The following is a 14,576-nucleotide window of genomic DNA, read 5'->3' on the forward strand; positions in this document are numbered from 1 at the left end:
AATTCTCTTCTCTACCTACTGTTCTCTCTTCAGCTTCAGCTAACTAAATCATCCGGTAAGTTACGTATCCGAAAATTGTTTTCAACGCCACTTAATTTGCCCCACTGACCATTAAACCCAATTTACTTCACAACTGTAAGCGGGTTCACCCAACTCTTGCTCGTGTCATTGTGGCGTTGTCACCCACTTTTAAGCGAATTGTCATGGTCAGCCCCGGCCTTTTGAGGTAAGATAGTAACGTTGTGTGAAAGGAATGTCTACGATGAAAAAGTTAAGTCTGGTCGTTCCTTGCTATAACGAGGAGGAGTCTATTCCCTTATTTTACCGAACCGTTAGCAAGGTGATCGATTCAATGAACACCCCTACCCCGACGGTTGAGCCGGAGTACATTTTCGTGGATGATGGATCAAGTGACCACACCCTTAAGGAAATGAAAGAATTACACCAAAATCATCCCGAAACGGTCCATTACCGGTCGTTCTCGCGGAACTTTGGGAAGGAGTCAGCCCTCGCAGCCGGGCTACAAGCCACCACTGGGGACATGGTCGCTGTGATGGACGTTGACTTACAAGATCCACCCGAATTATTACCGCAAATGGTCGAGCTCATTGAAAACGACGACTACGACTGTGTCGGGACAATTCAAAAGGAACGACGCGGCCAAAGCAAGTTACGGGCGTTTCTGTCCAGTAGCTTCTACCGCGTGATCAATAAGATTTCGGACGTTCGCATCGAACCCAACGCTCGGGATTACCGGTTAATGACCCGGCAGTTCGTGGATACGGTCACGTCACTGCCCGAGTTCAATCGGTTCTCCAAGGGAATCTTCAGTTGGGTCGGGTTCAAGACGACCTACCTGACCTACGAGAGCCAACCCCGCGCGGCCGGCACCACGCACTGGAACCTGCGTCAACTGTTTGCCTACTCTATTGAAGGCATCATCGACTTCTCCAATGCGCCGTTGCGCCTAGCGACCTGGGTCGGCAGTATTTCCTTTTTCCTGTCGATCATTGGAATCATCTTCGTCATCGTTCGCGCGTTGACCGTGGGTGGCGCCGTTGCCGGTTGGCCATCCCTGGTCGCTATCATGCTGTTTATTGGTGGGATTCAATTGTTCTGCCTCGGCATTTTAGGCCAGTACATCAATAAAATTTATCTTGAAACGAAACACCGGCCAAAGTACATTGTCCGGGAAGAAGAATAAACTTAGAGGCTTGGCACACGTTGTCGGGCCTTTTTGTCATCCCAGAAAGGTGGTAACTCCCCCATGCTGATTCGTCCATATCGCGCCACAGATTTCGCGGAAATTCGCCAGTTATTCAAACAAACCATTCAAACGATCAATGCGAAAGACTACACGCCGGCACAGCTAGCCGTTTGGATTGGTCCCGACGATGCCCTGACTCGAGCGCGTTGGCAAACATCTTTGGCGGCCCACACAACCCGTGTTGCCTGCCAGTCGGGACAAATAGTGGGCTTTGCTGACATGACCGCCACAGGATATTTAGATCGATTATACGTTCATGCCCAGTGCCAACACCAAGGCTTTGCCCACGCCTTAATTGCCACCCTGGAACAAGCGGTTTCCGCTGACCGGTACACCACCGCCGCATCCATCACCGCCCGCCCCTTCTTTGAACACGAAGGTTATCGCGTTATCCGCGCACAACAGGTGGAGCGGGACGGCATTCACCTAACCAATTACGTTATGGAAAAAGACATAAAGAGCTAAAAATGCGCGTAAAAAACCCCCGTAGCCACGTTAACCATGGCTGCGGGGATTTTAATCAATAGCAATAACTTGTATTAGTGAATAATCATGTTCATTAAGAGCACCATTAACAACCCAACCACGGAGATAACGGTTTCCAGTGTCGTCCAGACTTGGAACGTTTGCTTAACGCTCAGGTCGAAGTACTCGGAGAACATCCAGAAACCAGCATCGTTCACGTGGGAAGCCGCTAAGGAACCGGCCCCGATGGCTAAGGCAATCATGACTGGGTCAGCACCCAGTGAGTGCATCAATGGCATGATCAGCCCGGAAGCCGTCATCCCGGAAACCGTGGCGGAACCCAGGGAAATCCGTAAGATAACGGTAATCAGCCAAGCCAACAGGATTGGTGAGAACGTGGAGTTCATCATCAACTGTTGCACGGCCTTACCGACCCCACCGTCAATCAGAACTTGCTTGAAGGCAGAACCCCCAGCAATGACCATCAGTAACATGGCGATCGACTTGATGGCGTCTTCCAGCGTGCCACTGATTTCCTTCATGGAGCGACCACGATGGAAACCCATGGACCAGATGGCAAAGAGTAAGGCGACGACCATGGCGATGACGGGGTTCCCCAGCATCGTGATGACCGCATCCAAACCGTGCGGATTCTTCGGCGCCGTTCCGCCATTGACCGCCATTTGATAAATCGTTGCCAAAATCATGAAGACAACTGGGAATAAGGAGGTGAAGACGGACAGACCGAAGCCTGGCGTTTCATCCAAATCAAATTCCTTCACTTCACCAAAGGCTGGTAAAGACTTCTTAACGACAAACAATTCTGGATTAAACCGACGGATCACGCGGGTCCAAACTGGCCCAGCAATGATCACACAGGGAATGGCCACAATGATTCCGACCATTAACATTTCCCCAACGTTAGCCCCTAAAGCCGTCGCAACGGCGGTTGGGGATGGTTGTGGTGGTAAGAATCCTTGGGTCGCAGACAGTGCGGCCGCCATGGATATCCCCAGATACAGGAATGGGACATCGGCTTCCAGCGCAACCGCAAAGACGATTGGCGTTACCAGAACCAGCCCAACTTCAAATAACAGGGAAATCCCAATCAGGAAGGACGCCACCACAATGGCAACTTGAAGGCGTTTCTTCCCAAAAATCTTGATCAACGTCCGGGCAATTCGGTAAGAACCCCCAGCGTCAGACACCAACCGACCAATCATGGCCCCGAACCCAAAAACGATAATCAGTTCGCCCATTGAGCTGCCAATACCGTTTTTGATGGAATCCGCAATACTTGCGGGGTTCATGCCTAAGCCAAGCGCTACCAAAATAGACGTAGCGATTAATGAAACGAAGGTGTTTAACTTTACTCGAATGATTAAAAAGAGTAACAGTAAAATACCCAATAATAAAATCACGAACTGCATATTTCTCTCTCTTTTCTTATGCTCGATTCTGATAAAACCAGCCTGCCGCAGCCAGAATTATCTTGTCGCATAAGAACCATTGTATGAAAAATATTTTCAAGTTGCAAGGGGGTAACTGAATATTATTTACAGTTCGTTTGTGAAAACAGTCATGAAAACGCTATCTGACAATCATTACGGAAACTGGAGAATATTTTGCCATGTAGGCCGCTTGACTCCCAAAGTATTTCCGCACGCCAGATTGTGAAAGTGACCCCACAACTAGCAGGTCTGGTTCAACCTCGGGGATAATCTTTTTCACAATCGTCTCCCCAGGGTCCCCTTCGCCGATAATAATTTTCACCTTGGTGATGCCAAACCGCCGCGCTAATTTTTCATATTCCTGTAAATGCGCTTGTAAATCACTGCGTTGACCATGCACGTAATCCTTGCTGAGAGCTTGGTAGATATTCATGTTGTCAGATTCCAGTACGGAACAAATCACTAACTCAGCGTCGTCAAACTTCGCCCGGTTCATCGCGTAACGAAAGGCCAGTTGCGCGTCCGGTGAGTCATCCACCCCAACTAAAATTCGGGTAAACTTCTTTGGGTCCATTGATCCGGTAGTGTCCATTGAAAACTCCTCCTCACTTTTCTTAGCTACGTCCATTATAACGGAAAACGGTTCCATTGGGGAGCCGAAAGCTATGAAACTTAGGTTGGTGCTTTGCCGCCTTCGGCTGACAGGGATTACGCCTGCTGTGAGGGACGCTTCCAGCCAAAGAACGGGCTTCCAGCTCGCCTTGAAGCCGAAGCCCTCGTCTCCAAGGTCGCCCCCTGCTGTAGGCCGGGAAAGAACCCCGACCAACACCAGCGACACAGCTGACTCCATCCCTGTCCTCCTACGGCTTTGCAGCAACGCCTAACTTCCAAGAGCTTCTGCCCATTTATGGCATTAGGCTTTCTCTTTCCCAACGACCCCAGCCTGAAAACGGTCTGGCAACACAGCTGGCCACCTTGATTCGCCTCTGGTCACTCACACTGGTTCACCTATTTTCACCAGCTAAGTTTCCCCCTTACATCATCCATAACTAAAAATGGGCACCACCAGTCAGTAGTCCCCATCCAAACCTAACTTTTTAAATTCTCTAAGTTACTTAACCCGATCCCGCTTTCGCAACCAATTGTTTAACCGCAAGAAGAAATAGATAATCGCAACCAACAGACTCCACGCAATCAGTGCCGTGACGACCATGATACCTAGCGTCGACAACGAATGGCCCGTCTGCCACCAATCTTCGACGAGCTCCCAGATTCTGATGCCTGAATGGTGGTGTAGCAAGAAGCTCAGTGGCGCAAATATCAAATCTAAGACGACACCCAGTGCAATGAATCCCCAGGCCTCTTTCATGGCTCGTTTGAACATGTGACCCCTCCTCCAAGTTCGCGTGAGCATCCAGCATCCCCATAGCTTGACCCACGCTTATTCCCTCTTTTAGTTTAGCATATCCCTCACTGTAAACAAAAAGCGCGCCGGATTGGTTTCCGGAACGCTTTGACTGATTCATTTCTAATGGCCCCACCCGGACTCGAACCGGGATCATTCGCTTAGGAGGCGAGTGCCCTATCCAGTTGTGCTATAGGGCCATATTAAAAGATCCGTTATTAATTTTCACACGGATCTTTGTAATTGTAAAGCGTTACTTCGCTTCGTCGTGGTCGCGCCACTTCTTGTGCATCCCTTTATTCTTGGTGTGCCGGTTCTTGTGCTTCTTTTTCTTGCTCGGGTTAGGCGTCTCCACCTTGACCGTTGGCTTCGCACCACCACTGGTTTTCACCTTGGCGCTGGCCTTGGTCCCATCCTTAGCCTTGGCCGTAGCGGTTGGTTTCGCCGTGGCTTGACGTTCGGCCTTGGCCGTTTCGTTGGCCTGTACGGCGGCAGCGGTTGGCCGTTCCGTCCCCAGGGCCCGCCCGTTAAAGTAGAGCGGAACCAGCTCGTAGTCCGTTTCCTTCAGGAGGCGCTTCAAATCACGTAAATCGTGGTCGTCCCCTAAACTGATTACCTGACCCGGTTCACCCATCCGGCCAGTCCGACCGACCCGATGGACGTATTCGTTGACCTTATCTGGCAAATCGTAGTTGATGACGGCTGGCAACTTGGGAATGTCTAATCCCCGCGCCGCAACGTCCGTCGTCAGTAACAACCGAATTCGACCTTGACGGAAATCTTGTAAGGCCTTTTCCCGTTGGACCTGCCGTAAGTCACTGGTCAACCCGGCCGCAGACACGTGGTCGTGGTAGAAGCGTGTCGCCGTCTTGTGGAGCGTGCTCGACTGCTTAAAGAAAACCAGTGCCCGGAAGTTCGGGATGGCCAGCAACCGTTTCAACATTTGGTCACGCTTGTTCATGCCGACCTGTAGTAAGCCGTGGCGTACTTGGCCCTGCGTGTTGTCTTGGTCCCGGACGTCCACCCGTTCAACGTTTTGGCCGAACCACTTGTCCAGCTCGTGCAAAATTGGGGTATCGGTGGCGGAGAAGAAGCCTAACTGCACGTCGGCCGGCATTGACTGGGCTATTTCACGGACAGTGTCTAACGTGTCTCCCGTTAACAGGTCATCGGCTTCATCGACAATCATCAGGGAAATCAAATGCAGCTTGAGCTTACGGTCATTGACCAGGTTCAAGACCCGACCCGGCGTGCCGACGATGATTTCTGGCCGCTTCTTCAAGCGCTCCGTTTGGCGTTTCACATTGGCCCCACCGGTTAAGGCGGCGACCTTTAAGTCGAGTAACTTGGCCCAGTCACGCATGACCCGGCTGGTCTGAATGGCCAACTCTTGAGAGGGTTCCAGAACAATCAGTTGAATCCCATCCCCCGGCAACAGGTTCGCCAGTGCGGGCAGCGTGAAGGCGACCGTCTTACCGGACCCCGTGGGTGCTAGTCCCAGGACGTTTTGGTCCCCGACCATTTTGTCATAAACGGCCGTTTGAATCGCGGTTGGTGCCTCGTAACCTAAATCTTTAAAATGTTGTTCAAATTGTTTTAACATGCTGTTTCCTTTCTAGTCGTTCTCATCAGCTGGGAAACGCAGGTTGGCGCTGACCCGTAAGCTGTAGAGCACCTGGTTCACGGTTGTGCTCCACTGTAACCAGCGGCGATAATCCGCTTGGTTCTGGGGATCAGTTGGGGCATCAAGTACCCGGGCAAAATCGTTCACTTCTGGCAGCATCGGGTTGGCCAAAGCCGGTTGGCTGAGATCCGTGACGTTCCCCGCTGCATCGCGTTCGGACACGTGCGTCAGCTCACCCGCACTGTCCAGTGAAACCGTTTCTTTCAAGCCATAGATTTCGGATGGTGCGTAGGAGTTGCTGGTCTTCCCAAACGAAACGGTGATGTCAAAGCCAACGTAGCGCAAGACTGCCAGCCCCTTGCCATCGGCCCCGGTCGCAATCAACGTTGGGTAATACTGCACGTGCTCCGGCTGGCCAAAGAGCGCCACGGCCAAATAAATGGGATAAACCCCCAAGTCCTGCAGCGCCCCGGCAGAAAATTGGCGGCTGAACACGTTGGGGACGTCGCCGTCCAACACCAGGTCATAACGTGACGAGTATTTCATGTAGGTCAGCGCAGCCCCTTGAATCGTGGGCAAGCCCAGTAAGGCCTTCGACAACGCCTGGAAATTAGGGGTGTGCACGTGCCGAGCTGCCTCGAAGAATTTCACCTCAGGATGTTGGGCCAAAGCCGCCTGAATCGCCACCATTTCCTGGCGGTTACTGAAGGCTGGCTTCTCCACCACGATAGAAATATCATGAGCAATCGCGGCCATGGCCTGATCAAAGTGCAGACTGTTAGGCGAGGCAATGTAGACGGCATCCAAATCGGCCTGCGTCAGCATTTCCTCGTAGTCCGTGTAACTGGTCTGCGCCTGGTTCTTGGCTGCGAACGCATCGGCGGTGTCTTGGTGCCGGGAATAAACGCCAGCCAGTTCATACCGGCCACTCAGCGCCAACGCCTCGACGAATTGTTGCGTAATCCAATTGGTTCCTACCGTCCCCATACGAATCATGCGAATCCCTCCAAAATTGTTTGAATTATTTTGATTTTTGTTAAATTGTGCTTAATTGCCGTTCCTGACGGCGGGCTCAAAGCGCCCTGCTGTGGGGCTGGTTCCAGCCTAAGGGGCGGGCTTCCACCTCGACTTTGAGCCTGAGAAACGGTCTCAAAGGTCGGCCCGTGGGCTAGGCTGGGTAAGAACCCCAGCCAAGGCCACCGACACGGCTGAGCACTTTGGCCCGCCTCTGGTCACTGACACTGATGACTCACTTTACTATTTCTATAATTGAAACGCAGGTGTCGTGCCATTGCATAATTCTTCTAATCATTGTCAGCCAAACACAATCAACCTATATTGCGCTTGCACAGCCTTGTAAAGTCGAATCATCACCACAAAACACGCTTACCTTCAAGTTTACCATGCCCGTGCGTGAAAACCCGTGACCAGCACTCGGTGATTACTGGGCGTGTCGCTGGCATTTCTCTTGCCCAGCCAAGCGCTAATCCCATTTTAACAGTCCCCGTGGTCTGGCGATAGCTTTCGGATTAATTTTCTGAAATCTGAGGGAAATAGTACAGGTTTCCCGGTCAAAAATGTTATATTGTAGGAAGAAACTTAAATTCAAGGGAGGGATTACCGGTGAAAGGTCGAGACATTGCCTTATTTGGAATTTCACTGGTTGCCGGATTGACTGGCGGCTTTTCGTTGCGCAAGAAGAAAGACCCACAACCAAGCACATCGCCACTCTTTTACGTTGGCACGTGGCAGTTTATTGACCCCCACAACCAGCGTCGCCACCGGCTCGAAATTAGTCCTAATCTTGACGTGCAGATTGATGATCACCAGCTTCAAGTCCGGGTTCAGGACCTCAATGAACAGCAATTGACGTTCCAGGATAAATTCGGTTATCACTTAACCATTCACGCCAACGAACGCCAACCAATTTCATTTTTTGATGAAGCCGATGATTGTACCTACACGATGCAACCTATTTCGCCAAATAAAGATGACGCCTAATCATAACTAAGGACCTGGGATACTTGACCCCAGGTCCTTTTCATATGCCTAAATTTATGGCGCGTATTTCGCCCACGCTCGCTGGTTCCCGTTGAACACGGACCGGGCCACGGGCTGGTCCTGACCATTCTGGGTCACACTGCCATCCGCATCATATTCGATCAATTTGACCTGCGAATCGTGCCCCGCTAACTTGCCCCCGGCAATCCAATAATCCTCGCTGGGTAAGACCGGCCGAACAAATTGGGTCAACACCTGTTTGTTGGCGAAAATAATGACCCCTTGATGGTACCATTTCAGACGACTGACCAGCGTTTTGAGCTTCTGACCCTGTGCCGCCATGTCCGTATTACTACTATTATATTTACCATAATAACTGACCGCCACCATAATTGGTAAGGTCCCGGTATCCTGACCGACCGTTTCGTGGAAGTGACGGTACTGTCGCGCAGCCGAGCTGGTAAAGCTGAATGTATGCGCAACCCCCACCTTGAGGTCGGCCCCCTGCGACCGCGAATAGTTATCGCTGAAGTCGTCATCGGTATAGGTCGCCCCGGACGTCGCCTGCAGGTAAACGAAGTCCGTATGTTTAGCCAGCTGTTGGAAATCCAGGTAGCCACTGTCCTGGTTAATCGTCATCCCCCGCACCGGGTAGTTCTCCAACTGCCGCTTCTGGTGCGCCTGCCACTGACTCCAGCCAACAACGGCGACGACCAACACCAGCAAGAGGCCGAGGCCCCACCACCAACGCCGATGATGCCGACGGCGGTACGTATTTTCATAAATTGGTTTGTACTCAGTTCGTTTCACCGTCAGTCACCGTTTCTCCTTTAGCCATCGCACCACCTTACCCGGCACTAGTAGCCACTAAATTTAACTTTTATTATACCATGCCGGCCGCCAGAACCTAACCCACGGCGCGATGTCCCTGGTTTTAATTTGGTCGTTGGCTTCTTCACTTTAGTTGACTGCGTGGACGTCAAAGGAGCCGGGAAAAACTCCCGGCCCCTCTGCATTTAGCTATTTAATCTTCGTGCCGGGTCTGTTCGATCACATCACGGACCTTGGTCAGCGTTTGATCGGTTCGTGAAGAGATTCGCAACACGGTCATCATAAACAGGCTATCGAGAATGGCCAACTGGGAAAGTAACGAGTACATCCCCTCCGAGCGGTAGTTCACTTCATCCGTCAATGATAGGAAGGAAACGTCCGCGGCCTGCGCCAATGGTGACCCACTATAACTGGTGATGGCAATCATCGTGACATCATTGCGCTCTAGCTCTTCCGCAATTTTCAACGTTTCATGATTCCGGCCAGAATGGGAGATGATAATGGCGACGTCATCCTTTCCCAACTTAGCGGCCTGCATCAGTTGGATATCGTAATCCGGATAGTACGCCACGTTCAGTGAGGTCCGCAAAAACTTGTGAAAACCATCTAATGCGGCAATCGAGGACCCACCAAGGCCGAAGAACGTGACCGAGTTGGCATGAATCAATTTGAGGACTGCCCGGGCCAGCTCGTGTTCACTCAACGCCTCGTTCGTGGCTTCTAATGAATGAATCGTGTAATGAAAAGTTTTGTTCGCAATGGTCGACAGGGAATCCCCCTCGCCCAGTTCTGGAAAGGAACTGATTTGGGGCGTGTCTTCGATGGCCAAATGAGCCAAGGCCATGGTGAACTCCCGGTAGTTAGCGTAGTCCATGCGTTTCACAAATCGTGAGATGGTGGCCGTGGAAACCCCGGTGGCACTGGCCAACTCCTTGATGGTCATTTCACTCACAACGCTGGCGTTGTCCAGTGCCAGTGTCGCCACCTTCTTTTCCGTTGGAGAGAGTTGATCATACATTCCCCGAATCTTACCAATGGTTGAGCGTGCGATGATCGCCGACCCCTTTCTTCGATACCCTTATTTTAAAACTTATTTTATCTACAATAGACGGTCTAATCTATAAGCCGGTTACCCACTTAGGTATCCAGCACCCGGACGATTGACCGATTGAATCGCGGCGGCAAGTAAGGTCAGTCACCCAACCAGGAATCCCCATCCCCTGCCGGTTGCCAATCCCTGTCTGATCCCGGTATGCTGACAGCGACGTTGAACTTTTTAGCCAATTTTGTGAATCACAAAATTTTTTGGTAAAAAAGTTTCACTGTCGTAAATCGCCGAAATCCCGCGGTGTAAAGCGATTACCATTTTAAAATCTGCCACGTGGCAACAACTTATTTCACTTTTTGTAAACATTTTACATCAAAAGCCTTGAAATGTGAAACTTTTTTACATATAATAGCGTTGTCAGAAAAATTTCGCATCATGCAAAGGAGATTATTTCATGAAACTCGGATTAATTGGTTTAGGTAAAATGGGTCTTAGCCTCGCAGAAAACGCTATGGATCACAACCACGAAATCGTTGGTTTTGATTTAAACAAGGATTTTGTCGACAAGGCAGTTGCTGCAGGTGCTGAAGGCGCCGATAGCTTAGAAGACATGGTTTCCAAGTTACCTTCACCTAAGATTGTTTGGGTTATGGTTCCAGCCGGCAAGCCAACCGACTCCACGATTGAATCATTAAGCACGTTGCTCAGCAAGGGCGACATCTTGATTGATGGTGGGAACTCTTACTACAAGGATTCTCTTCGTCACAACGAAATCTTGAAGGCCAAGGGCATTGACTTCTTTGACTGTGGGACTTCAGGTGGTATGGAAGGTGCACGTTCACACGGTAACTTCATGATTGGTGGGGACAACAAGGCTGCTTTCGAAACGATTCGTCCATTATACGACGACATTGCTGAAAAAGACGGTTACCTTTACACCGGCCCAGCTGCTTCAGGTCACTACTTGAAGATGGTTCACAATGGTATCGAATACGGCCAAATGCAAGCCATCGCTGAAGGTTTCGAAGTTCTCGAAGCTTCCAAGTTCGACTACGACAACGAAGCCGTTGCTAAGGTTTGGAGCCATGGTTCTGTTATCCGGGGCTGGCTCATGGAATTGGCTGAAGAACAATTCGCCAAGGATCCTGAACTTAAGAATATCGCCGGCCGCATGCATGCTTCTGGTGAAGGCCAATGGACTGTTCAAGAAGGTTTGGACAGCCATGTACCTACGCCAGTTATCGCTTTGTCATTAATGATGCGTTACCGTTCTATGCAAGATGACACCTTCACTGGTAAAGTTGTTTCAGCTTTACGTAACGGTTTTGGTGGCCACGCCATGGACAAGGCTGGCAAATAATTTTTAATTAGCGACACGAAAGGAAGAGCTCTATGGACTACATGATTGGGGTCGATATTGGTACGACCAGTGTCAAGACCGTATTATATGATACTGCGGGTAAGATGCAAGGTTATTCAAACAACCTGTATCCCCTCTATCAAGATGTGCCCGATATGGCTGAAGAAGATCCAGATGAGATCTTCTCTGCGATGATCGATGGGTTAACCACTGTTATGCGGAAGGCAGATTTGAAGGATGGCAAGTTACAAGGTGTCTCCTTCTCCGCTGCTATGCACAGTCTGATTCTCTTAGATGAAGACCACAAGCCGCTGACTCGGGCAATTACCTGGGCTGATAACCGGGCAGTTAAGTATGCAGATGAATTACGCGAAAACGGTGTGGGTAAGCAACTTTACGAAAAGACCGGGACGCCAATTCACCCTATGACACCGCTCAGTAAATTAATTTGGTTGCGCAATGACCAACCGGACTTGTTTAACCAAGCCCGTTGGTTCGTCGGTATCAAGGAATACGTCTTATACAAGTTATTCGGCGTGCTCCAAGAAGACTACTCTATTGCCAATGCCACTGGTCTCTTTAACATCTTTAAGATGGACTGGGACGACCAAGCCTTGGAAGTTGCTGGGATTACCCGTGACCAATTACCTAAATTGGTCGACACAACTGACCAAATCACTGGCATGAAAGCTGATTACGCTGGTGTTATTGGTATGGACCCACAAACTCCCTTTATCATGGGTGCTTCCGATGGTCCCCTCGCCAACTTAGGCGTTAACGCCATCAAGCCTGGTGTTGTGGCTGTTACCATCGGGACGTCCGGTGCCGTTCGGGTCGTCACTGATAAGCCGAAGATTGACCCTAAGGGCCGGGTCTTCTGCTACTACCTTTCTAAGGATCACTGGGTTGTCGGTGGACCAGTCAACAACGGGGGGATTGTCTTCCGTTGGGTCCGTGACCAACTCTTTGCTCCAGAAAAGTTGACCGCTGAACAAATGCACGTTGACTCCTACGATCTCTTAACTGAAATCGCATCGAAGGTCCCTGCTGGTTCCGATGGTCTGATTTTCCATCCATTCTTGGGTGGCGAACGGGCCCCTATCTGGGACGCTAACGCACGTGGCTCCTTCTTCGGTTTAACACGGACCCACTCACGGGCTCACATGGTTCGGGCCGCCCTCGAAGGGATTGTCTACAACCTGTACACCGTGATGTTGGCCCTCGAAGAAGTTGTTGGCAAGCCATCTAGCATCCAAGCTACCGGTGGTTTCGCCCGTTCAGCTCTCTGGCGGCAAATGCTCGCTGATATTTTTGAACAAGACGTTACCATCCCAGAAAGTCCTGAAGGGACTGCCCTGGGTGCCGCAACGCTTGGGATGTATGCCTTAGGGATGATTGATGATCTCTCCGCTGTGAAGAACTTCATCGGTGTTTCTAACGTGCACCACCCTAACCCAGAAACGTATGACGCTTACCGGGCTTTGGTTCCGATTTACATTCGCCTTAGTCGGCAATTACAATCAGAATACAAGAATATCGCTGAGTACCAACGGACTCACGTTCACCAACAAGACACCAAGAAAAAGTAATTGGTCTAGTCTTTTCAGAAAACTAGCCAACGAAATTTAAATTTTTGAAACTTTATGGTATACAAATTGGGTTTTATAACGTACAATGTGTGTACTTACATTGAAAAGCCAACGGATCATGCGTTGGCTTTTCAAAATTCAATCAATGAAAGGGCTTACTTCCTATGGAACTACTAGCTTTGCTTATCGGGGTCATCTTCTTATTGGTCCTCATTATTCGTTTCAAAATCAACACCTTTGTTTCCCTGATTTTAACTTCTGTCTTAACAGCCATTCTGTTAGGCATGAACCTCACGACAATCGCCACGACGATTGAATCCGGGATTGGGAGCCAGCTTGGCGAACTCTCCTTGGTCTTTGGTTTCGGGGCCATGCTGGGTCGGTTAGTTGCCGACGCCGGTGGGGCTTACGTGATTGCCACGACACTGATTGACAAATTCGGTAAGAAGCGCCTCCAATTAGCTATTATGCTTGCTTCATTTATTTTAGGTATCGCGCTATTCTTCGAAGTTGGGATGGTTCTGTTAATTCCTATCGTCTTTGCCATTGCCGTTGAAGCTGATGTGCCAATCCTTTACTTAGGGATTTCCATGGCAGCCGCTTTGTCCGTTACCCACGGGTTCTTACCTCCTCACCCAGCACCAGTTGCCATCGCGCAAGTCTTGGGTGCCAATGATGGTAAGGTCCTCCTGTTCGGTTTAGTTGTTGCGATTCCTGCAGCCGTTATTGCCGGGCCAATGTTCACCAAGTTAGCTCAGAAATTTGCACCAGAAGCCTTTGCTCGTAAAGGGAACTTGTCTTCCTTGGGTGAAGTTAAGACCTTCAAGCCTTCCGAAGCACCTAGTTTTGGTCTGTCCGTTCTGACTTCCCTCTTCCCAGTTATCCTGATGGCCATCACGACCATCTACAAGATGACGGTCGACGGTGGGGCAACCCCTACCAAGAACGCCTCCATGTTGGACCAAATCGTTGCCTTGATTGGTGACCCAGCCATCGCGATGTTAATCTCCCTGATGGTTGCAATGTTCACCATGGGCTGGGGTCGGAAACGTAAGACCTCAGACATCATGGCAACCTTGGAAAACGCGGTTAAGTCTATCGCTATGCTGCTGTTAGTTATCGGTGGTGGTGGGGCCTTCAAGCAAGTCCTCATCGACGGTGGTGTTGGTAAAGAAGTTGCCAAACTCTTCATCGACTCTAACATGTCCCCACTGATCTTAGGTTGGTTAGTCGCCGTTGTCCTCCGTGTGGCTTTAGGTTCCGCTACGGTTTCTGCTTTGACCGCCGCTGGTATCGTTGCCCCATTGATGGCCCAATCCGGTGTTGACCCTGCCCTCATGGTTCTGGCCATTGGTGCTGGTTCCTTAGCTGCTTCTCACGTGAACGATGCCGGGTTCTGGATGTTCCGTGAATACTTCGATTTGACTGTTAAGCAAACGCTGAGCATTTGGACCGTGCTGGAAACTGTGATTTCCATCGTGGGTATCCTGATTGTTCTGTTGCTGAACATGGCGTTCCACTAGAATTTTTCTGAC

At 50.3% G+C, this 14,576-nt stretch carries 13 protein-coding genes and 1 tRNA gene; 6 read left to right on the top strand and 8 right to left on the bottom strand.

The genetic code is table 11. The features are described from left to right. The first annotated feature begins 262 nt into the window (after positions 1 to 262). Together EKM84_RS07105 and EKM84_RS07110 are read left to right on the top strand one after the other, a co-directional pair. Entirely contained in the window at positions 263 to 1,204 is a 942-nt protein-coding gene (locus tag EKM84_RS07105) for a glycosyltransferase family 2 protein (protein ID WP_125765090.1), read from the top strand. A gap of 63 nt (positions 1,205 to 1,267) precedes the next feature. Next, positions 1,268 to 1,732 (top strand): GNAT family N-acetyltransferase, encoded by a 465-nt coding sequence (locus EKM84_RS07110; RefSeq protein ID WP_125765091.1) that lies wholly within the window; start codon positions 1,268 to 1,270, stop codon positions 1,730 to 1,732. 74 nt (positions 1,733 to 1,806) lie between these two features. On the opposite strand, the gene EKM84_RS07115 is transcribed toward EKM84_RS07110, so the two are convergent. The 6 genes from EKM84_RS07115 to EKM84_RS07140 all read right to left on the bottom strand — a co-directional run bounded on the left by EKM84_RS07115 (position 1,807) and on the right by EKM84_RS07140 (position 7,208). Continuing rightward, positions 1,807 to 3,162: a gluconate:H+ symporter gene (locus EKM84_RS07115; protein WP_125765092.1), complete on the bottom strand. Its 1,356-nt coding sequence runs from the start codon at positions 3,160 to 3,162 to the stop codon at positions 1,807 to 1,809. Between the two features lie 160 nt (positions 3,163 to 3,322). Further along, complete coding sequence (locus EKM84_RS07120) at positions 3,323 to 3,775, bottom strand: universal stress protein (RefSeq protein ID WP_125765093.1); 453 nt, start codon at positions 3,773 to 3,775, stop codon at positions 3,323 to 3,325. A gap of 519 nt (positions 3,776 to 4,294) precedes the next feature. Beyond that, the gene (locus EKM84_RS07125) at positions 4,295 to 4,567 is read right to left on the bottom strand and encodes a hypothetical protein (protein WP_125765094.1); all 273 of its coding nucleotides are present in this window, start codon (positions 4,565 to 4,567) and stop codon (positions 4,295 to 4,297) included. A gap of 148 nt (positions 4,568 to 4,715) precedes the next feature. Beyond that, positions 4,716 to 4,788 (bottom strand) — tRNA-Arg (locus tag EKM84_RS07130). A 53-nt stretch (positions 4,789 to 4,841) separates the two neighbouring features. Beyond that, the gene (locus EKM84_RS07135) at positions 4,842 to 6,191 is read right to left on the bottom strand and encodes a DEAD/DEAH box helicase (protein ID WP_125765095.1); all 1,350 of its coding nucleotides are present in this window, start codon (positions 6,189 to 6,191) and stop codon (positions 4,842 to 4,844) included. 12 nt (positions 6,192 to 6,203) lie between these two features. Then, positions 6,204 to 7,208, bottom strand: a complete 1,005-nt coding sequence (locus tag EKM84_RS07140; protein ID WP_125765096.1) for a Gfo/Idh/MocA family protein — start codon at positions 7,206 to 7,208, stop codon at positions 6,204 to 6,206. Positions 7,209 to 7,835: 627 nt separating this feature from the next. Between EKM84_RS07140 and EKM84_RS07145 the strand changes: the two genes are divergently transcribed. Next, the gene (locus EKM84_RS07145) at positions 7,836 to 8,213 is read left to right on the top strand and encodes a DUF4828 domain-containing protein (RefSeq protein ID WP_125765097.1); all 378 of its coding nucleotides are present in this window, start codon (positions 7,836 to 7,838) and stop codon (positions 8,211 to 8,213) included. 54 nt (positions 8,214 to 8,267) lie between these two features. Here EKM84_RS07145 and EKM84_RS07150 read toward each other — a convergent pair whose 3' ends face one another. Beyond that, on the bottom strand, positions 8,268 to 9,023 hold the full coding sequence (locus EKM84_RS07150) for a GH25 family lysozyme (protein ID WP_125765098.1): 756 nt from the start codon (positions 9,021 to 9,023) through the stop codon (positions 8,268 to 8,270). 214 nt (positions 9,024 to 9,237) lie between these two features. Beyond that, positions 9,238 to 10,062 carry a MurR/RpiR family transcriptional regulator gene (locus EKM84_RS07155; RefSeq protein ID WP_125765099.1) on the bottom strand — a complete coding sequence of 275 codons (825 nt, stop codon included), beginning with the start codon at positions 10,060 to 10,062 and terminating at the stop codon, positions 9,238 to 9,240. Positions 10,063 to 10,546: 484 nt separating this feature from the next. Here EKM84_RS07155 and gnd point away from each other — a divergent pair, with 484 nt between their 5' ends. The 3 genes from gnd (at position 10,547) to EKM84_RS07170 (ending at position 14,564) form a co-directional block, all read left to right on the top strand. After that, positions 10,547 to 11,452: a phosphogluconate dehydrogenase (NAD(+)-dependent, decarboxylating) gene (gene gnd, locus EKM84_RS07160; RefSeq protein ID WP_125765100.1), complete on the top strand. Its 906-nt coding sequence runs from the start codon at positions 10,547 to 10,549 to the stop codon at positions 11,450 to 11,452. 32 nt (positions 11,453 to 11,484) lie between these two features. Beyond that, positions 11,485 to 13,041, top strand: coding sequence for a gluconokinase (gntK, locus tag EKM84_RS07165; protein WP_125765101.1), 1,557 nt, complete (start codon positions 11,485 to 11,487; stop codon positions 13,039 to 13,041). Between the two features lie 164 nt (positions 13,042 to 13,205). Next, on the top strand, positions 13,206 to 14,564 hold the full coding sequence (locus EKM84_RS07170; protein ID WP_125765102.1) for a gluconate:H+ symporter: 1,359 nt from the start codon (positions 13,206 to 13,208) through the stop codon (positions 14,562 to 14,564). The last annotated feature ends 12 nt before the right edge of the window (positions 14,565 to 14,576 follow it).

The organism is Levilactobacillus mulengensis (genome assembly GCF_003946045.1).
Taxonomy (GTDB): domain Bacteria; phylum Bacillota; class Bacilli; order Lactobacillales; family Lactobacillaceae; genus Levilactobacillus; species Levilactobacillus mulengensis.

Excerpts from the sequence above, each read along its gene's own strand:
- EKM84_RS07170 (WP_125765102.1), top strand. The coding sequence starts at position 13,206 with ATGGAACTACTAGCTTTGCTTATCGGGGTCATCTTCTTATTGGTCCTC.
- EKM84_RS07155 (WP_125765099.1), bottom strand. The coding sequence starts at position 10,062 with ATGTATGATCAACTCTCTCCAACGGAAAAGAAGGTGGCGACACTGGCA.
- EKM84_RS07105 (WP_125765090.1), top strand. The coding sequence starts at position 263 with ATGAAAAAGTTAAGTCTGGTCGTTCCTTGCTATAACGAGGAGGAGTCT.
- EKM84_RS07120 (WP_125765093.1), bottom strand. The coding sequence starts at position 3,775 with ATGGACACTACCGGATCAATGGACCCAAAGAAGTTTACCCGAATTTTA.
- gntK (WP_125765101.1), top strand. The coding sequence starts at position 11,485 with ATGGACTACATGATTGGGGTCGATATTGGTACGACCAGTGTCAAGACC.
- EKM84_RS07125 (WP_125765094.1), bottom strand. The coding sequence starts at position 4,567 with ATGTTCAAACGAGCCATGAAAGAGGCCTGGGGATTCATTGCACTGGGT.
- gnd (WP_125765100.1), top strand. The coding sequence starts at position 10,547 with ATGAAACTCGGATTAATTGGTTTAGGTAAAATGGGTCTTAGCCTCGCA.
- EKM84_RS07140 (WP_125765096.1), bottom strand. The coding sequence starts at position 7,208 with ATGATTCGTATGGGGACGGTAGGAACCAATTGGATTACGCAACAATTC.
- EKM84_RS07110 (WP_125765091.1), top strand. The coding sequence starts at position 1,268 with ATGCTGATTCGTCCATATCGCGCCACAGATTTCGCGGAAATTCGCCAG.
- EKM84_RS07135 (WP_125765095.1), bottom strand. The coding sequence starts at position 6,191 with ATGTTAAAACAATTTGAACAACATTTTAAAGATTTAGGTTACGAGGCA.
- EKM84_RS07115 (WP_125765092.1), bottom strand. The coding sequence starts at position 3,162 with ATGCAGTTCGTGATTTTATTATTGGGTATTTTACTGTTACTCTTTTTA.